Raw genomic sequence first — 19480 nt, 5'->3', positions numbered from 1 at the left:
TTGCGGGGTCCCCGAAATAGGTCACAATCGTGTTGTGGAAACCAGCACGGCGCCGGCGGGGACGGGACGGGCCGACGACGTCCGCACCCGCGACCGGGTGACCGCGCTGCTGCTCGAGCACGGCCCGCAGACCGCCAGCGAGCTCGCCGGCCGGCTGGGCGTCAGCCCCGCCGCGGTGCGCCGCCACCTCGACGCGCTCGCCGCCCGCGGCCGCGTGGAGGAGCGGGCGGCGCCGGGCGCGCACCGGGGGCGGGGCCGGCCCGCCCGGCGCTTCCACCTCACCGACGCCGGTCGTTCGGGCTTCGCGCACGCCTACGACGACCTCGCGCTCACCGCGCTGCGCCACGTCGCCGCCTCGGGCGGTCCCGACGCCGTCCGCGCCGTCGCGGAGGCCCAGCTGGCCGGCCTGGAGCGGCGGGCCTCCGACGCCGTGGCCCGGGCCGCCGGGGCGCCGGTCGACCGCGCCCAGGCGCTCGCCGAGGCGCTGACCGCCGAGGGCTACGCTGCGTCGGCCTCCGCGATCGCCAGCGGCGGGCAGCTGTGCCAGCACCACTGCCCGGTGGCGCACGTGGCCGCGGAGTTCCCGCAGCTGTGCGAGGTCGAGACGGCGGTGATCGGCCGGCTGGTGGGGACGCACGTCCAGCGGCTGGCGACCATCGCCCACGGCGACGGCGTGTGCACCACCCACATCCCCGGGCCCGCACGCGCGCGGGCTCACACCGGCGCGGGGAACACACCGGGCCCCGCGCGCCCTGTACCCGGTGAGCGTGCAGCGCGGGTCCCGCGCCCCGCACCGTCCACCACCAGCAGCACCCCCACGAGCGACCGGGAGAGGACGCCCGCATGACCAGCACCCAGCAGCCGGTGACCGGCACGCCGCTGACGCAGGACGAGCAGATCGAGCAGCTCGGCCGCTACCAGTACGGCTGGGCCGACGCCGACGTCGCCGGGTCCTCCGCCCGCCGCGGCCTGGACGAGGACGTCGTCCGGGACATCTCGGCGCGCAAGAACGAGCCCGAGTGGATGCTCGAGCGCCGGCTCAAGGCGCTCAAGCTCTTCGGCCGCAAGCCGATGCCCGACTGGGGGTCGGACCTGTCCGGGATCGACTTCCAGAACATCAAGTACTTCGTGCGCTCGACCGAGGCGCAGGCCACCTCGTGGGACGAGCTGCCCGAGGACATCAAGAACACCTACGACAAGCTGGGCATCCCCGAGGCGGAGAAGCAGCGGCTGATCGCCGGTGTCGCGGCCCAGTACGAGTCCGAGGTCGTCTACCACAAGATCCGCGAGGACCTCGAGGAGCAGGGTGTCGTCTTCCTCGACACCGACACCGCGCTCAAGGAGCACGAGGACCTCTTCCGCGAGTACTTCGGCTCGGTCATCCCGTCCGGCGACAACAAGTTCGCCGCGCTCAACACCGCGGTGTGGTCGGGTGGCTCGTTCATCTACGTGCCGAAGGGCGTGCACGTCGAGATCCCGCTGCAGGCCTACTTCCGGATCAACACCGAGAACATGGGCCAGTTCGAGCGGACGCTGATCATCGTCGACGAGGGCGCCTACGTGCACTACGTCGAGGGCTGCACCGCGCCGATCTACAAGTCGGACTCGCTGCACTCCGCGGTCGTCGAGATCATCGTCAAGAAGAACGCCCGCTGCCGGTACACGACCATCCAGAACTGGTCGAACAACGTCTACAACCTGGTCACCAAGCGGGCCGTCGCCCACGAGGGCGCGACCATGGAGTGGATCGACGGCAACCTCGGCTCCAAGGTCACCATGAAGTACCCGGCGGTCTGGATGACCGGCGAGCACGCCAAGGGCGAGGTGCTCTCCATCGCCTTCGCCGGCGAGGGCCAGCACCAGGACGCCGGCGCCAAGATGGTGCACGCCGCCCCGAACACCTCCTCGACCATCGTGTCGAAGTCGGTGGCCCGCGGCGGGGGCCGCACGTCCTACCGCGGCCTGGTCCAGATCGACGAGGGCGCGTCCGGGTCGAAGTCGACGGTCAAGTGCGACGCGCTGCTGGTCGACACGATCAGCCGGTCGGACACCTACCCCTACGTCGACGTCCGCGAGGACGACGTCGCGATGGGCCACGAGGCGACCGTCTCCCGGGTCAGCGAGGACCAGCTCTTCTACCTGATGAGCCGCGGGCTGTCCGAGGACGAGGCGATGGCGATGGTGGTGCGCGGCTTCGTCGAGCCGATCGCCCGCGAGCTGCCCATGGAGTACGCCCTCGAGCTCAACCGCCTGATCGAGCTGCAGATGGAAGGTGCCGTCGGCTGATGACCGACCCGAACACGACTGGTCTCACCACCGAGTCGGCCGTCCTGGCCGGCGAGCTGTTCGGCGAGGGCGTCGGCGCCCAGGCGGGCCCGCCGGCCGTCCCCGCGGCCGGCACCGGCACCGCCGGGCAGGCCGCCCCGGGCGCCCACTCCCACGGCGGGACGGCGCCCACCGGATCGCCGGCCGAGCGGTTCACCTCGACCGACCCGGACGCCTTCGGCGTGCCCACCGGCCGCGAGGAGACGTGGCGCTTCACCCCGATGCGCCGGATCCGCCCGCTGCTCGACGGCGCCCCGTCCGACGCGCACCTCGCGTGGGATCCCGACCTGCCCGAGGGCGTCGAGCTGACCTCCGTCGACGCCGACGACCCGCTGCTCAAGGGCCTGCCCGAGCCGGTCGACCGGCTGGCCGCGCTCACCCGGCAGCGCAGCGGCGGCGCCGCCGTCGTCCGCGTGGCCGCGGAGGCCCGGCCCGACCGGCCGGTCACGCTGCGGCTGTCGGGCACCGGGTCCGACGAGGTCGTCTGGGGCCAGCTGGTCGTCGAGGTGGGCGCGTTCGCGGAGGCGACCGTCGTCCTCGACCACGCGGGCCTGGCCCGGTACAGCGGCGGCGTCGCCGTCCTCGTGGGCGACGGCGCGCAGGTCACCGTCGTCTCGGTCCAGGACTGGGCGCCCGGTGCGGTGCACGGCGGCCAGTTCGACGCCGTCGTCGGCCGCGACGCCAACTTCCGGCAGGTCGTGGTCACCCTCGGCGGCGACCTCGTGCGGCTGGTCAGCAACGTGCAGTACGCCGGCCCCGGCGGGACCGCCGAGCTGTTCGGCGTCTACTTCTCCGACGAGACCCAGCACCAGGAGCACCGGCTCTGGGTCGACCACGCGGTGCCCAACTGCACCAGCAACGTGCTCTACAAGGGCGCGCTGCAGGGCGAGGGCGCGCGCACGGTGTGGATCGGCGACGTCCGCATCCGCCCGGCGGCCACCGGCACCGACACCTACGAGCTCAACCGCAACCTGGTGCTCACCGACGGCGCCCGCGCCGACTCGGTGCCCAACCTGGAGATCGAGACCGGCGAGATCGTCGGCGCCGGCCACGCCAGCGCCACCGGCCGGTTCGACGACGAGCAGCTGTTCTACCTCTGCTCGCGGGGCATCGACGCCGAGACCGCCCGCCGCCTGGTGGTCCGCGGCTTCTTCGCCGACGTCGTCCAGCACATCGGGGTCGACGAGCTGCAGGACCGCATCATGCGCTCCATCGAGGCGCGCCTGGGGGCCCTGCCGGGCCTCGACGAGCAGCCGGTCGAGGTGGCCTGACCCATGGCCTTCGAGCGGGTCTGCGCCCTCTCCGACGTCCCGGAGAACGGGTCGCTGCGGGTGGAGCTGGCCGACCTCGACGTCGCCGTCGTCCGGTTCGAGGGCGAGGTCTACGCGGTCCAGGACGTCTGCTCGCACGCCGAGGTCCCCCTGTCCGAGGGCGACGTCGAGGAGTTCGACGGCGCCCCCACCATCGAGTGCTGGCTGCACGGGTCCTGCTTCGACCTGCGCACCGGCGAGCCCACCAACCTGCCGGCCACCGAGCCGGTCGACGTCTACCCGGTCCGCGTGGAGGGGGAGGACGTGCTCGTCGACACCGAAGCCGACGGCAGCCTCCCGCTCGCGGCCGGCAACTGAGGAGCGAGAAGAGAAGTGTCGGTTCTGGAGATCCGCGACCTGCACGTCACGGTCGGCGAGGGCGACGACGCCAAGGAGATCCTCAAGGGCGTCGACCTGACCGTCCGGTCGGGCGAGACGCACGCGATCATGGGCCCCAACGGGTCGGGCAAGTCCACGCTGGCCTACTCGATCGCCGGCCACCCGAAGTACACGATCACCGGCGGCACGGTGACCCTCGACGGCGAGGACGTCCTCGCGATGAGCGTCGACGAGCGCGCCCGCGCCGGCCTGTTCCTCGCCATGCAGTACCCGGTCGAGGTCCCCGGCGTCTCGGTGTCGAACTTCCTGCGCACCGCGGCCACCGCGGTCAAGGGCGAGGCGCCGAAGCTGCGCACCTGGGTCAAGGACGTGCGCGACGAGATGACGGCGCTGGAGATGGACCCGGCGTTCGCCGAGCGCAACGTCAACGAGGGCTTCTCCGGCGGTGAGAAGAAGCGCCACGAGATCCTGCAGATGCGGCTGCTCAAGCCGAAGATCGCCGTCCTCGACGAGACCGACTCCGGCCTCGACGTCGACGCGCTGCGGGTCGTCTCCGAGGGCGTCAACCGCACCCGCGAGGAGGGTGACGTCGGCGTCCTGCTGATCACCCACTACACGCGGATCCTGCGCTACATCACGCCGGACTTCGTGCACGTGTTCGTCGGCGGCAAGGTCGTCGACGAGGGCGGCAAGGAGCTCGCCGACAAGCTCGAGGCCGAGGGCTACGCCGCCTACGTCAAGGGCTCGAAGGAGACCGCGAAGGCATGACCTCGACCGTCTCGCGTCCCGCTGCCGGGGCGCAGAAGCAGCCCCTGCCCCTGGATGTCGAGGCGATCCGGGCGGACTTCCCGATCCTGTCGCGCACCGTGCGCGACGGGAAGCGGCTGGTCTACCTCGACTCCGGGGCCACCTCGCAGAAGCCGCGGAGCGTCCTCGACGCCGAGCGCGACTTCTACGAGAACCACAACGCCGCCCCGCACCGCGGCGCGCACCAGCTCGCCGAGGAGGCCACCGGCCTCTACGAGGCGGCGCGGGCGAAGGTCGCCGGGTTCATCGGCGCCGCCGTCGAGGAGGTCGTGTTCACCCGCAACACGACCGACGCGGTCAACACCGTCGCCTACGCGCTGTCCAACGCCGCCACGGCCAAGGAGCCGTCCTTCCGCCGGTACGCCGTCGGCCAGGGCGACGAGATCGTCGTGACCGAGATGGAGCACCACGCCAACCTGGTGCCCTGGCAGCAGCTGTGCGAGCGCACCGGCGCCACGCTGCGGTGGCTGGGCCTCACCGACGACGGCCGGCTCGACCTCACCGACCTCGACACCGTCGTCACCGAGCGCACCAGGCTGGTCGCGGTCACCCAGCAGTCGAACATCCTGGGCACGATCAACCCGCTCGAGCCGATCGTGGCGCGGGCGCGGGAGGTCGGCGCGCTGGTGCTGGTCGACGGCGCGCAGTCGGTGCCGCACCAGCCGGTCGACGTCGCGGCGCTGGGGGCGGACTTCCTCGTGTTCTCCGGCCACAAGATGCTCGGGCCCACCGGCATCGGCGTGCTCTGGGGCCGCTACGACGTGCTCGACGCGCTGCCCCCGTTCCTCACCGGCGGCTCGATGATCGAGGTCGTGCGCATGGAGGGCAGCACCTTCATGCCGCCGCCGCAGCGGTTCGAGGCCGGCGTGCCGATGACGGCGCAGGCCATCGGCCTCGGCGCCGCCGTCGACTACCTGCAGGCGCTGGGCATGGCGAACGTGCAGGCCCACGAGGAGGCGCTCACCGCCTACGCCCTCGGGCAGCTGCAGGCGATCCCCGGCGTCACGGTGATCGGCCCGCCCGACACCGTCGCCCGCGGGGGAGCGGTGTCCTTCACCGTCGAGGGCATCCACCCGCACGACGTCGGCCAGGTCCTCGACGACCTCGGCATCGCCGTCCGGGTCGGCCACCACTGCGCGTGGCCGGTGGTGCGGCGCTACGGCGTCCCGGCCACCACCCGGGCCACCTTCTACGTGCACACCGGCTACGACGACGTCGACGCGCTGGTGGAAGGTGTGCGGGCGGCGCAGCGTTTCTTCGGAGTGACGCCGGAGGAGGCACCCGCCTGATGCAGCTCGAGTCGATGTACCAGGAGATCATCCTGGACCACTACCGCAACCCGCACGGCCGCGGCCTGCGCGACCCGTTCGAGGCCGAGGTCCACCACGTCAACCCGACCTGCGGGGACGAGGTGACCCTGCGGGTGCACCTGGACGGCGACACGATCGCCGACGTGTCCTACGAGGGCATGGGCTGCTCGATCAGCCAGGCGTCGGTCTCGGCGATGTACGACCTCGTGGTCGGCCGCCCGGTCACCGACGCGCTGGCCACCGGCGAGCACTTCATGACGCTCATGCAGTCCAAGGGCGACCCGGCGGTGGCCGAGAAGCTGGAGGACGAGCTCGAGGACGCCGTCGCCTTCGCGGGGGTGTCGAAGTACCCCGCCCGCATCAAGTGCGCGCTGATGAGCTGGATGGCCCTCAAGGACGCCTCCGCCCGCGCGCTGGCCGCCGCACCGACTGGAGGACAGGCATGAGCGAGACCACCGCCGAACCCACCCCGGAGCTCCCGCCGTACAAGTCGGCGCTCATCGAGGACGTCGAGGAGGCCATGCGCGACGTCGTCGACCCCGAGCTGGGCGTCAACGTCGTCGACCTCGGCCTGGTCTACGGCATCGACGTCGCCGACGAGGGGGAGTCGCAGGTCGCCGTCCTGGACATGACGCTGACCTCGGCGGCCTGCCCGCTCACCGACGTCATCGAGGACCAGGCCCGCCAGGCGCTGACCGGCGGCCCCGGCCCCGGACTGGTGGACGACATCCGGATCAACTGGGTCTGGATGCCGCCGTGGGGCCCGGACAAGATCACCGACGACGGCCGCGAGCAGCTGCGCGCCCTCGGTTTCCGGGTCTAGGGCTGCTCGCCGAGCTCCTGGGCCGACTGGCCGCCGGGGACGCCCCGCCGGCCGACGCGAGTGTCACGACGACTGCCCGCGCCCTCCGGGGCGCGGGCAGTCGTCGTCGGGGGCACCGCCTGGCACGTCGTGGCCGCCGACGTCGACCCCGCCCGGGTGGCCCGCTGCGTGGCCCCGTCCCGGTGGCGCTGCCGCTGGGCGCCCGGTTCCTCGCCGCGCTCGCCGACCGGGTGGGCGCCGAGCCCGGCTCGCTGGACGCCGCCCGCGGCCGCGGGCCGGGGACCGCGCTGGTCGCCGCGGCTCCCGGACTGGTGTCCGGGGGCGGGCCGCTGTGGGCGCAGGTGACCCCGGCCGACACCGCCTCGCTGCGGGCGTTCCTCGGCGCCGGCTACCGCCCGGTCTGCGCCGAGGTGCTGTTGGGTCCCTGAGCCGGCGCGCACGTTGTCCGTGGTGCCCCACCGGGTAGGGCGCCAGCGAACCCGCGCGCGTCCGAGGAGCCCCGCATGACCGAGACCTTCCGCCTGGGCCGGATCGCCGGCATCCGGATCGGGGTGAACGCCAGTGTCCTGGTGATCGTGCTGATCATCGCCGCCGGCCTGGCGCTGGGCCGGTTCCCGCTGGTGCTGCCCGGCCGCAGCGGCCTGGCCTACGCCACCGCCGCGCTGGCCGCCGCGGTGGCCTTCCTCGCCTCGCTGCTGGCGCACGAGCTGGCGCACGCGCTGGTGGCCCGGCGCAACGGGGTGGAGGTGGAGGGCATCACCCTGTGGCTGCTCGGCGGGGTGGCCCGGCTGCGCGGGGGTGCGCGGACGCCGGGGGCGGAGTTCCGCATCGCCGGGGTGGGCCCGTTGACCAGCCTCGTCCTGGGCGGCCTGTTCATGGCCGCCGCGCTGCTGGCGCGCGCCGCCGACGCCGGCGGGCTGCCCGTGGCCGTCCTGGACTACCTCGCGGTGATCAACGTGTCGCTGGCCCTGTTCAACCTGGTGCCGGCGGCTCCGCTCGACGGCGGGCGGCTGCTGCGGGCGCTGCTGTGGTGGCGGCGCGGCGACCCGTGGTCCTCGGCGGTGACGGCGTCCCGCGCGGGGCGGTTCTTCGGCTTCGCGCTCATCGCCCTCGGCGCCCTGCAGCTGGTCACCGGCCGGGGGCTGGGCGGGCTGTGGCTGGGTCTGATCGGGCTGTTCCTGGTCAACGCCGCGACCGCCGAGGAGCAGCAGGCGCACGTGTCGGCGCGGCTGGGCGGGCTGCCGGTCGGCCGGGTGATGAGCGGCCCGGTGCTGGTCGCCGACCCCGAGCAGCCGGTCGAGCAGTTCCTGCGCGAGGTGGCGCTGGTGCACCGCTTCAGCACCTACCCGCTGGTCGACCGCGGCGGCGCGCTGGTCGGCCTGGTCACCCTCAACCGGCTGCGGTCGGTGCCGGCGGCCGCCCGGGCGACGACCCGGCTGCGCGACGTCGCCTGCGCGCCGGCCGAGATCCCGACCGCCCGCCCGGACGAGCCGCTGCTGGACCTGCTGGGCCGGATGCAGGGCTGCACCGACGGGCGGGCGGTGGTCCTCGACGGCGGCCGCGTGGTCGGGGTGGTGTCCCCGAGTGACGTCACGCGCACCCTGCAGCTGGCCGACCTGGCCGCCGCCGGCGGTCGTTACCCGTCGGCCGGTGGCGGGGCCGACGTCGCCCCGGTGCCGGAGCCCGGACCGCGCTGAGCGGCCGGGGTCAGCGCATCTCCGACAGCCGCGCACCGAACCCGGCCACCGGGCGCAGCTCGCGGCGGGCGCCGATCCCGAGCAGCGCCGCGCCCACGAGGAGCGCCCCGCCCAGCGGCAGGGGCAGCGCGACGACGGCCAGCCCCGCGCCCAGTACCACCGCGGTGACCGCGCCGGTGAGCAGGGGCGCGCGGACCGCCGTCCGGGCCCCCAGCGCCATGGCGGCCGCGGCCGCCACCAGCACCAGCACGGGGCGCAGCGCGCCGGGCTGCAGCACCGCGGCGACCGTGGACGGCGCCGAGGCGACCACCAGCCCGGGACCCCAGGCCGGCCAGGACGGCCCGTCGAGCAGCCGCGGACCGGCGGCCAGCCAGAGTCCGGCGGCGGCCGGCAGGCTCCACGCCTCGACCGCCGACGCGCCGGTCAGCGCCGCAACGGTCCAGGCCGCGGCCACCAGCTCGGCCGCGCCGGTGCGCCATGCCGCGGCGCCCTCGGGCCCGCCGTCGTCCGGGGTGCGGGTGAGCAGCGCCGCCCAGCCGCAGGTGAGCGCTCCCTGCACCGCCAGGTGCGCGGCGAGGGAGGCCCACGCGGCGTCGACGGCGACCACTGCCAGCGCGGCGGCGGCGCAGACCCCGCCCACCGTGCCGGTGGGGCCGCGGACGTCCGGCGCCATCGCGGGCCGGCCGGCCAGCGTGACCGCGTAGAGCCCGGTGAGCGCCACGGCGGCCGCACCGGTCGTCAGCAGGCCGGCCGGGACGGCGAGCAGCGCGGCCCCGGCCAGGCAGCCGACCGCCGTGGGCAGGGCCGTGGGCCGCTCGTCGCGCTGCAGCACGGCGACCCCGGCCACCGGGAGCGCGGTGAGCAGCAGCAGGACCACGAGCGCCGTCCAGCGGGCGGCCAGCGCGAGCTGGGCGACCGCCAGCAGGACCAGCAGGCTCCCGGCCGCGGTGGCCGCGGGCAGCAGCAGGCCGCGCCGCCACCCGGTCAGCGTGGTCGCGGCGACGCTGACCAGCAGCACGCCGAGCTCGCCGGCCAGCGGCAGCGACACCGGGTCGCCGGTGGACAGCGCCGCCCCGACCGCGCCCCCGGCGACCAGCCCGGCCACCACGGGCACCGCCCGCGGCCGGCCGAGCAGCGGCTCGACCGCCCGGACCAGTCGCACCGGCAGCAGCGCGGCCGCGACGGCCACCGTGAGCCCCGCCGACAGCCAGCGCGCCGGGCCGTCGGCGGTGGCGGCGGTGACCAGCCCGCCCGCGACACCGGCGACCCACCAGGGCCCGGTGGTGACCAGCGCGATGCGGGCGAGCGAGCCCCGCGCGGCCAGCGTGACGCCCAGCCCCGCCAGCGCGACGGTGAGCAGCAGCGCCGTCCGCGGCACCGCGTCGGGGACCAGGGACAGCGAGCGCAGCGCCGCCACCTGCACCGCCGCCCAGGCCGCCACCGGCCAGCTCAGCGGGCGGGGGAACAGGACCCGCAGGCCGACCAGCACCCCCGCCGCGACGAGCGCCGGCAGCGGGCCGCCGTCGAGCGGACGGTCACCGGACGCGGCGCCGGTGAGCGCGAGCGCCGCCGCGGCCGCCGCGCAGGCCTCCTCGGTGCTGCGCAGCCGGGCCCGCGCGGCCAGCGCCGACGCGCAGGCGGCGACCAGCGCCAGCAGCAGGACGCCGATCCGGGCGGCGGCGCCGGCCAGCGACGGTCCGGCCAGTCCGACGGCGACCAGCAGCACGACGCCGACCGCGAGCAGCACCTGCGGCGGGCGCCACCGCGCGGGCAGGGACGGCTCGAGCGGAGCCGGAGCCGCGGCCGGAGCGGGCGGGACGGAGTAGGGCAGCGGCGGCAGCGGCGCGCCGGTCATCGCCGTCCCTCCCCTCGGTGGTGCACGGCCCCAGGTTGGGGCCGCTCAGCGCATCTGCGCCACCCAGGCCACCGCCTCCCGCGCCTGTTGGCGGCGCCGCTCGTAGGTGGCGCCCACGACGAGCAGGAGCAACCCGGCCGTGGCCAGCGTGACCCAGCGCGGCACCAGTGGTGCGTAGGGCGCCAGCCGCCCGAGGACCACGACGACCAGCGCCCCGGCGCCCACGACGAAGGGCGCCTGCCGGTGGGTGAGCGTGCCGGCCACGGTCAGCGCGGCGGCGGCGGCCACGACGCCGACCAGGCGCACCGCCGTCGGCTCGGCGACCACGACCAGCGCCGAGGGCAGCAGCGCGACCGCCGCCGCGGGACCCTCCGCGGCCCAGGACGCGGCACCCACCCGCAGTGCCGGGACGGCCAGCAGCAGCAGGCCCGCGGCCGCGGGCAGCGTGTAGACCTCCGGCGTGCCGATGTCGGCGCCGGCCGCCGCGATCCAGCCGGCGAGCACGAGGTCGGCCACGGCCAGGACCGCGACCGGCTGCCGGCGGGCGACGACGGCGTAGCAGCCGGCGGCCGCGCCCACGACGGCGAGGTCGACGGCCATCTGGCCCCACGCCTCGACGTCGGCGGCGACCAGCCCCGCCACCAGGCCCGCGAGGGTCCCGGCGACCGCGGCGGCGGCCTCCTCCGGGGACCCGGCGCGCAGGGCGGCGACCGCGAAGGACGCCGCGCCGACCAGTGCCAGCAGCAGCGCGGCGGGGACCGGGGCGAGCAGCCCGCCCTCCAGCGCCACCAGCACCGCCAGGCCCGGTGCGGCCAGCGCGGCGCCCGTGGCGGCGGGCCGCACCTCCGGGCGCAGCACCGCGGCGAGCCCCGCCGGGACCGCGGCGGCGAGCACCAGCAGCGCCAGGGGCCCGGACCGCCCGTCGTCGGCGAGCACCGCCGCGCCGGCCCCGGCCAGGACGCCGCCGGCGGCCAGCAGCCCGGTGAGCACCGCGGCGGATGCGCCGGGCGGGGCCGCCGCGGTCAGCAGCACCAGGCCCAGCCCGGCCGAGGCGACCGACCCGCCGACCCCGAGCCCCGACAGCGACCCGGCGAGGGCCGCCGCGGCGATCCCGGCGGCCAGGCCCGACACCACCCGCGGCTCGGGGAGGCGCGCCGCGGTCCGGGGGTCGCGCAGCAGCGCGAGGGCACCGGCCGCGCCGGCGGCGAGGACCGCGGTCGCGGCCCAGGAGTCCGGCGCTGCGCCGTCCCAGGCCAGCGGCACGCCCAGCAGCACGCCGGCCCCGGCGACCAGCGCCGCCGCGACCTGCGCGACCGGCTGCAGCACCGGGCGCAGGAGCAGCAGCGCGAGGACGTCGAGCAGCGCGGTGCCGAGCAGGACCGCGACACCGGCGGCGCCGTCGACGATCCCGGCCGGCAGCAGGAGCCAGCCGGCCGGCTGGGCGGCCATCAGCGCGACCAGCGGCCAGGTGACCGTGCTGCGCGTGGCACGGCCGAGGGCGAGCGCGGCCCCGCCGACGACGACGCAGGACAGCCCGCTCCACAGCCGCACCGGGACCGCATCGGCCCCGGCCAGGCCCAGGGCGTGGGCGGCCCCGAGGTCGACGGCGAGCAGCGCGGCACCGGCGGCGGCCAGCGCCTCCTCGGTGGCCCGCAGCCCGCGCCGGGCGGCGAGGGCCGACGCAGCACAGGCGGCGGCCGTGACCGTGCCCATGACGACGGCCTGGAAGGTCACCCCCAGCCGCGTCCAGGCCACCGCGACGAACGCGATCGACGCGGCCACCACCAGCAGGGCACCGAGCCCGAGGAGCACCTGCTGCGGGCTCAGCCGACGGCGCGGCGCCCGCGGCGGACGGGCGGGCGCCACCGCTCGAGGCGGTGGCGGGGGAGCGGCCGGAGCGTTCACGCGGGCGACGACCGGGACGTGCGCCGGGGCGGGGGGAGCGACCGGCGCGGTCCGGGCGGCCTGGCGCAGCGTGGCCACCAGGGCGTCGCGCTCGCGGACGAACTCGTCGATGGTCGCGCCCAGCCGGGCCACCACCGTCGCGGCCTGCCCGACGGCGGGCAGCCCGCAGGTCGGGCAGGGTGCGGGGCCCGGGGCGGCCGGGGTGCCGCAGACGGGACAGGGCGGTCCCCAGGTCGGCGTGCTCATGGCCGGATGGTGACGCGCGTCGGGCGGCTGCGGAACCGATCTCACCCCGGCTGTGGACACGGCCGGCTGCTGTGGACGTCACCCGGCAATCCGTTCGGGTTCCGGCGGGAATGCGCCTACCCTGGGATCAGTGATCTCGACGACCGGCCTGGAGCTGCGCGCCGGCGCCCGCATCCTCCTGAGCGACGTCAGCCTGCGCGTGCAGGCCGGTGACCGCATCGGGCTGGTCGGGCGCAACGGCGCGGGCAAGACGACCACCCTCACCACCCTCGCCGGCGAGCGTCTCCCGCACGCCGGCACGGTCGAGGTGAGCGGGGAGATCGGCTACCTGCCGCAGGACCCGCGCAGCGGCGACCTCGACACCAGCGCCACCGACCGGGTGCTGTCCGGCCGCGGCCTCGACGTCCTCAAGGCCGACCTGGTCAAGGCGCAGGTGGCCATGGCCGAGCCCGCCGACGACGCCGAGCGCGACCGGGCGGTGCGTCGCTACGGCCGGCTCGAGGACCGGTTCGCCGCCCTCGGCGGGTACGCCGCCGAGAGCGACGCCGCGCGCATCTGCACCGCCCTCGGCCTGCCCGACCGGGTCATGGGCCAGCCGCTGCGCACGCTGTCCGGCGGACAGCGGCGGCGCGTGGAGCTCGCCCGCATCCTGTTCTCCGACGCCGAGACGCTGCTGCTCGACGAGCCCACCAACCACCTCGACGCCGACTCGATCACCTGGCTGAAGGGCTTCCTCGCCGCGCACAAGGGCGGCCTGGTCGTCATCAGCCACGACGTCGAGCTGCTCGACGCCGTCGTCAACAAGGTGTGGCACCTCGACGCCAACCGCGCCGAGGTCGACGTCTACAACCTGGGCTGGAAGGCCTACCTGCAGCAGCGGGAGACCGACGAGCGGCGCCGCCGGCAGGAGCGGGCCAACACCGAGCGCAAGATCGACGCGCTCACCGCCCAGGCGGACAAGATGCGCGCCAAGGCGACCAAGGCCCGGGCGGCGCAGAGCATGGACAAGCGGGCGCAGCGGCTCGCCGCGGGCCTGGAGGCGGTGCGCCAGCAGGACCGCGTGGCCCGGCTGCGGTTCCCCACGCCCGCCTCCTGCGGGCGGACGCCGCTCACCGCGGAGGGGTTGAGCAAGAGCTACGGCTCGCTCGAGGTGTTCACCGACGTCGACCTCGCCGTCGACCGGGGTGCGCGGGTGGTCGTCCTCGGCCTGAACGGGGCGGGCAAGACGACGCTGCTGCGCGTGCTGGCCGGCGCCGAGGTGCCCGACACCGGTGAGGTCCGGCCCGGGCACGGGCTGCGGATCGGCTACTACGCGCAGGAGCACGAGACCCTCGACCACGACCGCTCGCTGCTGGAGAACATGCGGGCGGCCGCCCCGCAGAGCACCGACACCGAGCTGCGGCGGATCCTCGGCGCCTTCCTCTTCTCCGGCGAGGCCGCCGACCAGCGCGCCGGGACGCTGTCGGGCGGTGAGAAGACCCGGCTGGCCATGGCGACGCTGGTCGTCTCCGGCGCCAACGTGCTGCTGCTCGACGAGCCGACCAACAACCTCGACCCGGCCAGCCGCGAGCAGGTCCTCGACGCGCTGCGCACCTACACCGGCGCCATCGTGCTGGTCACCCACGACGAGGGCGCCGTGCGCGCGCTGGACCCCGACAAGGTCATCCTGCTGCCCGACGGCACCGAGGACGCCTGGAGCGAGGACCTCGCCGACCTCGTCGAGCTCGCGTAACGCGGCGCGACCGGCACCGGCGCGGCCGACCGGCCGGTAGGAAGGGCCGGTGGCGAGCTGGGACGACGTGCGGCGCATCGCCCTGGACCTGCCCGGCGCCGTCGAGGACGACAGCGGGCGCACGCGGTCCTGGCGGGTGGGCGCGCGGGCCTTCGCCTGGGAGCGCCTGCTGCGCCGCGGCGAGCGGGAGCTGCTCGGGGACCGCGCGCCCGAGGGGCCGGCGCTCGGGGTGCGCACCGCCGACCCGGACGTGGTCGACGCTCTCGTCGCGGCACGTCCCGGGGTCTACTTCACCGTCGCCGGCTACGGACTCCACCCGATGGTGCTCGTGCACGTCGAGCGGGCCGCCGTCGAGGACCTGGAGGAGGCGATCACCGAGGCCTGGTGGTGCCGTGCCCCGCGCCGGCTGCGGGAGGAGCTGCGCGGCCGCTGACGGCGGTCCGCCGCGCATCCCACCTCCTGAATCCCGCCTCGCCTGGCCGAGGTCGCCCGACTGGGTGATCATCGGTCGGGGAGGCCGCCGTCACGGGGACGTCGGCACCACGCGGACGAGCACCCGGCACGCCGGCTCCGGCCGGCGCGGACGGCGGCGACGGAGGGGAGTCATGGCCGACTCGAGCACGGCGGACCTCGGCAAGGGCAAGCGGATCACCGGCGGGGACCGCACGTCCCTCGCGGACGAGCTCAAGAAGCGCTACGACGGCGGGGAGAGCATCCGCTCGCTCGCGAGCTCCACCAACCGGTCGTACGGCTTCGTGCACCGGCTCCTGTCGGAGTCCGGTGCCACGCTGCGCAGCCGTGGCGGTGCCAACCGGAACAGCAAGAAGACCGCGTGACGGCGGTCGAGACCGACGGCTGGGTCCGCACCAGCCGGGACGGCGTGGTCCTCACCGTCACCCTCGACCGTCCCGACCAGCTCAACGCGCAGACGCCGGCCACCTGGTCGGCGCTGGCGGCGGTGGGGGCCTCGCTCGACGACGACGTCCGCGTCGTCGTCGTGCGGGGCTCGGGCCGCTCGTTCTCGGCGGGGCTGGACCGCAGCCTGTTCAGCGCCGACCCGTCGACGCCCGGTGGGCTCGGTCAGCTGGGCGCGCTGCCGGCCGAACAGGCCCAGGAGCGCATCCGGTCCTACCAGGCCGGGTTCCGGTGGCTGCGCTCGCCGGGGATCGTCTCGGTGGCCGCGGTGCAGGGGCACGCCATCGGTGCCGGTGCGCAGCTGGCGCTGGCCTGCGACCTGCGGGTGCTCACCGAGGACGCGTCGCTGCGGCTGCCGGAGGCGACCCTCGGCCTGGTGCCCGACCTGACGGGGACCAGCACGCTGGCCGAGCTGGTCGGGTACGCGCGGGCGCTGGAGGTGTGCGTCACCGGGCGGCCGGTCGGCGCGGCCGAGGCGCTGTCGTGGGGGCTGGCCAACGCCGTCGTCCCGGCGGCGGAGCTGGACGGGGCGGTCGCGACGCTGGTCGCCGCGCTCACCGCCCCGCCGGTCGGCGCGGTCCGGGAGACCGCGGCGCTGGTCCGCTCCGCCGTCCGCAACGACCCGCAGGCGCAGGACGCCGCCGAGCGCGCCGCCCAGGCGCGCCGGCTCGCCGAGCTGGCCGGGGGCTGAGGGAACCGGAACAGACGGGGACCGGCCGCCGTTCCACCAGCGGCCGGTCCCCGTCCGGCCGGGAGGAGGTCGTGCCATGAGCAGTCCCATGACCTCCATGGCGGCCATGCGGTCGTTCCGCCGCGACCCGTCGGTCACCTCGCGGGAGCTGCCCAAGGGCACGGTGCGCCGCATCCTGGGCATCGCCCGCCCCTACCGGCGGGAGCTGACCTGGTTCCTGCTGCTGGTCATCGGCTCGTCGGTCATCGGGGTGCTCACCCCGCTGCTGGCCGGCGACATCGTCAACCGCATCGCCCGCCTCGACGGCACCGCCGGCGGCGTCGTCCGGATCGCGCTGCTCATCGCCGGGCTCGCCGTCGTCGACGCCGCCATCTCGCTGGCCACGCGCTGGTACTCCGCGCGCATCGGCGAGGGCGTGATCTACGACCTGCGCGCCCGGGTGTTCGAGCACGTGCAGCGGATGCCGGTCGCGTTCTTCACCCGCACGCAGACCGGCGCGCTGGTCAGCCGGCTCAACAACGACGTCGTCGGGGCGCAGCAGGCGTTCACCTCGACGCTGTCCGGCGTCGTCTCCAACGCCATCGGCCTGGTGCTCACCGCCGGCGTCATGTTCTCCCTGTCGTGGCAGATCACCCTGCTGTCGCTGGTGATGGTGCCGCTGTTCGTGCTGCCCGCCCGCCGCATCGGCCGCCGGCTGCAGGAGATCACCCGGGAGTCCTACGGCCTCAACGCGTCGATGAACGCGACGATGACCGAGCGGTTCAACGTGGCCGGCGCGCTGCTGGTCAAGCTGTTCGGCCGCCCCGACGCCGAGGCCGAGAGCTTCCGCGGGCGGGCGGCGCGGGTCCGCGACATCGGCGTCCTGTCGGCGATGTACGGCCGCACCTTCTTCACCGCGCTGACGCTGGTGGCCGCGCTGGCCACCGCACTGGTCTACGGCCTGGGCGGGTGGCTGGCCTTCGCCGGGTCGCTGTCGCCGGGCGACGTCGTCGCGCTCGCCCTGCTGCTGTCGCGGCTCTACGGCCCGCTGACCGCGCTGTCCAACGTGCGGGTCGACGTCATGAGCGCGATGGTCAGCTTCGACCGGGTGTTCGAGGTGCTCGACCTGCCGCCGATGATCGCCGAGGCGCCCGACGCGGTGCCCGTGCCCGCCGACGACCGGTCGATCGAGTTCGACGCGGTCTCCTTCAGCTACCCGGCCGCCTCCGACGTCTCGCTGGCCTCCCTGGAGGACGTGTCGCTGCCCGAGCACGGCGGGCCGACGGCGGTGCTGCACGACGTCTCGTTCCGCGTCGAGCCCGGTCAGATGGTGGCCCTCGTCGGGCACTCCGGTGCGGGCAAGTCCACCGTGGTCAACCTCGTGCCGCGGCTCTACGACGTGACCGCCGGGACGGTGCGGGTCGGCGGGCTCGACGTCCGGCGGGCCACGCTGGCCTCCCTGCGCGACGCGATCGGCGTCGTCAGCCAGGACGCGCACCTGTTCCACGACACCATCCGCGCCAACCTCCTCTACGCCCGGCCCGACGCCACCGAGGAGGAGCTGTGGTCGGCGCTGACCGGCGCGCGGATCGCGGCCCTGGTCGCCTCGCTGCCCGACGGGCTGGACACGGTGGTCGGGGACCGCGGCTACCGGCTCTCCGGCGGGGAGAAGCAGCGCCTGGCCATCGCGCGGGTGCTGCTCAAGGCGCCGGGGATCGTCATCCTCGACGAGGCGACCGCGCACCTCGACAGCGAGTCGGAGGTGGCGGTGCAGCACGCGCTGGACACCGCGCTGGCCGGCCGGACGTCGCTGGTGATCGCGCACCGGCTGTCGACCATCCGCAGCGCGGACCGGATCCTCGTCGTCGACGACGGTCGCATCGTGGAGTCGGGCACTCACGATGAGTTGCTGGCGCTCGGAGGGCGGTACGCCGACCTCTACCGGACGCAGTTCGCCGACGGCGAGCGTCGGACGGTCGACGCGGCGTAGCAACTAGCGTTCCTCCTGCCCCAGCTGCACCAGGAGGAGCTCCGTGACGTCCGCCCACCCGTACGACGCCCAGATCCGCTCGCTGTACACCTCCTTCGTCGACGGGTGGAACCGGCGCAGCGGAGCGGCGGTCGCCGCGGTGTTCGCCGATGACGGCGACATGGTCGGGTACGACGGCACCACGGTCAGCGGGCGGCTGTCGATCGCGTCGGACCTGCGGCGGGTGTTCGGCAGCCACCCCACGGCCACCTACGTCGGCATCGTCCGCTCGGTGCGCGCGATGGCCGACGGCGTGGCGGTGCTGCACGCGCACGCCGGGATGATCCCGCCGGGTGAGGACGACGTGGACCCGGGCCTGCACAGCATCCACACGCTGGTGGCGGTCGACGAGGGCGGCGGCCGGTGGAAGACGACGCTGTTCCAGGCGACCCCGGCCGCGTGGCTGGGCCGTCGCGACGCCCGGGACGCGCTGACGGCGGAGCTGCGCGGGTTGCTGGCCACCGCCCGGTGAGCGTGCTGGTCCGTGCCGCGGACCTGCTCGCCGGGCCCCGGCCGGTGCTGCTCGACGTCCGCTGGGCGCTCGGCGACGACCGCGGGCGCGAGCGGTACCTCGCCGGCCACCTGCCGGGCGCGGTCTTCGCCGACCTCGACACCGAGCTGGCCGCGCCGCCGTCGGCCGAGGAGGGCCGGCACCCGCTGCCGTCGGTGGCGGACCTGCAGGCCGCGGCCCGGCGGTGGGGGATCCGCACCGGCGACGAGGTGGTCGCCTACGACGCCACCGGCGGGCTGGCCGCCGCGCGGGCCTGGTGGCTGCTGCGCTGGGGCGGGCTCGCCGACGTCCGGCTGCTCGACGGCGGCCTGGACGCCTGGGTGGCCGCGGGCGGGGCGCTCGAGACCGGCGACGTCGTCCCGGAACCCGGCGACGTGGTGCTGACCGGGGGCGGGATGCCCACGCTCACCGCCGACGAGGCCGCGGCGCTGCCGGCCGGCGGCGGGGTGCTGCTCGACGCCCGCGCGGGGGAGCGCTACCGCGGCGAGGTCGAGCCCGTGGACCCGCAGGCCGGCCACGTGCCCGGTGCGGTGAGCGCGCCGACGACGGGGAACCTGGCGCCCGACGGCACGTTCCGCACCGACCTGGCCGGCCGGTTCGCCGCGCTGGGCGTGCGCCCGGGGACGACGGTCGGCGTCTACTGCGGGTCGGGGGTGACCGCCGCGCACGAGGTGGCCGCGCTGGCGCAGGCCGGGATCGAGGCGGCGCTGTGGCCGGGCTCGTGGTCGCAGTGGTCGAACGACCCGTCGCGCCCGGTGGCGACGGGGCCGGATCCGGCCTGAGGACCCGCCGGCGCTGGCATGCTGCCGCCGTGCAGCCCGTCACCGCCCGCCCCACGGGGCCGCTCGTCGTCGCCGTCCTCGCCGGGCTCGCCCACCTGGCCGTCGGGTGGTTCTACCTCGCCGGCGGTCTGGTGGTCCCCGGCGCCGTCCTGGTCCCGCTCTGGCTGCTGTGGCTGGCGCTCGCCGTCTGGCTGGTCCGCCTGGCGGCCCGACGCTCGTGGTGG

Annotated in this window: 19 protein-coding genes; 17 read left to right on the top strand and 2 right to left on the bottom strand. The window is 75.8% G+C overall.

Annotation, left to right across the window (positions count from 1 at the left end; all coding sequences use genetic code 11):
• The first annotated feature begins 34 nt into the window (after window positions 1–34).
• From ACI78U_RS05035 to ACI78U_RS04990, 10 genes are all read left to right on the top strand, one after another.
• Window positions 35–847: a helix-turn-helix transcriptional regulator gene (locus tag ACI78U_RS05035; RefSeq protein ID WP_456874201.1), complete on the top strand. Its 813-nt coding sequence runs from the start codon at window positions 35–37 to the stop codon at window positions 845–847.
• Window positions 844–2286: a Fe-S cluster assembly protein SufB gene (gene sufB / locus ACI78U_RS05030; RefSeq protein WP_456874200.1), complete on the top strand. Its 1443-nt coding sequence runs from the start codon at window positions 844–846 to the stop codon at window positions 2284–2286. Before ACI78U_RS05035 ends, sufB begins: the two co-directional genes overlap by 4 nt.
• Window positions 2286–3596, top strand: coding sequence for a Fe-S cluster assembly protein SufD (sufD, locus tag ACI78U_RS05025; RefSeq protein ID WP_456874199.1), 1311 nt, complete (start codon window positions 2286–2288; stop codon window positions 3594–3596). The genes sufB and sufD overlap by 1 nt, the downstream gene beginning before the upstream one ends.
• A gap of 3 nt (window positions 3597–3599) precedes the next feature.
• The gene (locus ACI78U_RS05020; protein WP_456874198.1) at window positions 3600–3953 is read left to right on the top strand and encodes a Rieske (2Fe-2S) protein; all 354 of its coding nucleotides are present in this window, start codon (window positions 3600–3602) and stop codon (window positions 3951–3953) included.
• A gap of 15 nt (window positions 3954–3968) precedes the next feature.
• Window positions 3969–4742 carry a Fe-S cluster assembly ATPase SufC gene (gene sufC, locus ACI78U_RS05015; RefSeq protein WP_456874197.1) on the top strand — a complete coding sequence of 258 codons (774 nt, stop codon included), beginning with the start codon at window positions 3969–3971 and terminating at the stop codon, window positions 4740–4742.
• Complete coding sequence (locus ACI78U_RS05010) at window positions 4739–6070, top strand: cysteine desulfurase (RefSeq protein ID WP_456874196.1); 1332 nt, start codon at window positions 4739–4741, stop codon at window positions 6068–6070. The genes sufC and ACI78U_RS05010 overlap by 4 nt, the downstream gene beginning before the upstream one ends.
• Window positions 6070–6537 carry a Fe-S cluster assembly sulfur transfer protein SufU gene (gene sufU / locus ACI78U_RS05005; protein WP_456874195.1) on the top strand — a complete coding sequence of 156 codons (468 nt, stop codon included), beginning with the start codon at window positions 6070–6072 and terminating at the stop codon, window positions 6535–6537. The genes ACI78U_RS05010 and sufU overlap by 1 nt, the downstream gene beginning before the upstream one ends.
• A complete protein-coding gene (locus ACI78U_RS05000) occupies window positions 6534–6914 on the top strand; it encodes a metal-sulfur cluster assembly factor (protein WP_456874194.1) in 381 nt (126 codons plus the stop codon). The genes sufU and ACI78U_RS05000 overlap by 4 nt, the downstream gene beginning before the upstream one ends.
• Window positions 6915–7096: 182 nt before the next feature.
• The gene (locus ACI78U_RS04995; RefSeq protein ID WP_456874193.1) at window positions 7097–7342 is read left to right on the top strand and encodes a hypothetical protein; all 246 of its coding nucleotides are present in this window, start codon (window positions 7097–7099) and stop codon (window positions 7340–7342) included.
• A gap of 75 nt (window positions 7343–7417) precedes the next feature.
• A complete protein-coding gene (locus ACI78U_RS04990; protein WP_456874192.1) occupies window positions 7418–8611 on the top strand; it encodes a site-2 protease family protein in 1194 nt (397 codons plus the stop codon).
• 10 nt (window positions 8612–8621) lie between these two features.
• Here the strand turns inward: ACI78U_RS04990 and ACI78U_RS04985 are convergent, their stop codons facing one another.
• Together ACI78U_RS04985 and ACI78U_RS04980 are read right to left on the bottom strand one after the other, a co-directional pair.
• The gene (locus ACI78U_RS04985) at window positions 8622–10466 is read right to left on the bottom strand and encodes an SCO7613 C-terminal domain-containing membrane protein (RefSeq protein WP_456874191.1); all 1845 of its coding nucleotides are present in this window, start codon (window positions 10464–10466) and stop codon (window positions 8622–8624) included.
• A gap of 45 nt (window positions 10467–10511) precedes the next feature.
• Window positions 10512–12617, bottom strand: a complete 2106-nt coding sequence (locus ACI78U_RS04980) for an SCO7613 C-terminal domain-containing membrane protein (RefSeq protein ID WP_456874190.1) — start codon at window positions 12615–12617, stop codon at window positions 10512–10514.
• A gap of 130 nt (window positions 12618–12747) precedes the next feature.
• Between ACI78U_RS04980 and ACI78U_RS04975 the strand changes: the two genes are divergently transcribed.
• The 7 genes from ACI78U_RS04975 (at window position 12748) to ACI78U_RS04945 (ending at window position 19256) form a co-directional block, all read left to right on the top strand.
• Window positions 12748–14349 (top strand): ABC-F family ATP-binding cassette domain-containing protein, encoded by a 1602-nt coding sequence (locus ACI78U_RS04975; RefSeq protein ID WP_456874189.1) that lies wholly within the window; start codon window positions 12748–12750, stop codon window positions 14347–14349.
• A gap of 49 nt (window positions 14350–14398) precedes the next feature.
• Window positions 14399–14782, top strand: coding sequence for an MmcQ/YjbR family DNA-binding protein (locus ACI78U_RS04970; protein WP_456874188.1), 384 nt, complete (start codon window positions 14399–14401; stop codon window positions 14780–14782).
• A gap of 172 nt (window positions 14783–14954) precedes the next feature.
• Window positions 14955–15185: a helix-turn-helix domain-containing protein gene (locus ACI78U_RS04965; protein ID WP_456874187.1), complete on the top strand. Its 231-nt coding sequence runs from the start codon at window positions 14955–14957 to the stop codon at window positions 15183–15185.
• On the top strand, window positions 15182–15955 hold the full coding sequence (locus tag ACI78U_RS04960) for an enoyl-CoA hydratase/isomerase family protein (protein ID WP_456874186.1): 774 nt from the start codon (window positions 15182–15184) through the stop codon (window positions 15953–15955). Before ACI78U_RS04965 ends, ACI78U_RS04960 begins: the two co-directional genes overlap by 4 nt.
• A 76-nt stretch (window positions 15956–16031) precedes the next feature.
• Window positions 16032–17924: an ABC transporter ATP-binding protein gene (locus ACI78U_RS04955; RefSeq protein ID WP_456874185.1), complete on the top strand. Its 1893-nt coding sequence runs from the start codon at window positions 16032–16034 to the stop codon at window positions 17922–17924.
• A gap of 43 nt (window positions 17925–17967) precedes the next feature.
• Window positions 17968–18435, top strand: a complete 468-nt coding sequence (locus ACI78U_RS04950) for an SgcJ/EcaC family oxidoreductase (RefSeq protein WP_456874184.1) — start codon at window positions 17968–17970, stop codon at window positions 18433–18435.
• Window positions 18432–19256 carry a sulfurtransferase gene (locus ACI78U_RS04945; protein ID WP_456874183.1) on the top strand — a complete coding sequence of 275 codons (825 nt, stop codon included), beginning with the start codon at window positions 18432–18434 and terminating at the stop codon, window positions 19254–19256. The genes ACI78U_RS04950 and ACI78U_RS04945 overlap by 4 nt, the downstream gene beginning before the upstream one ends.
• The last annotated feature ends 224 nt before the right edge of the window (window positions 19257–19480 follow it).

This window comes from Geodermatophilus sp. SYSU D00710 (assembly GCF_054050195.1).
The sequence above is the reverse complement of the archived record's forward strand: the minus strand, read 5'-3'. Positions and strand labels throughout refer to the sequence as shown.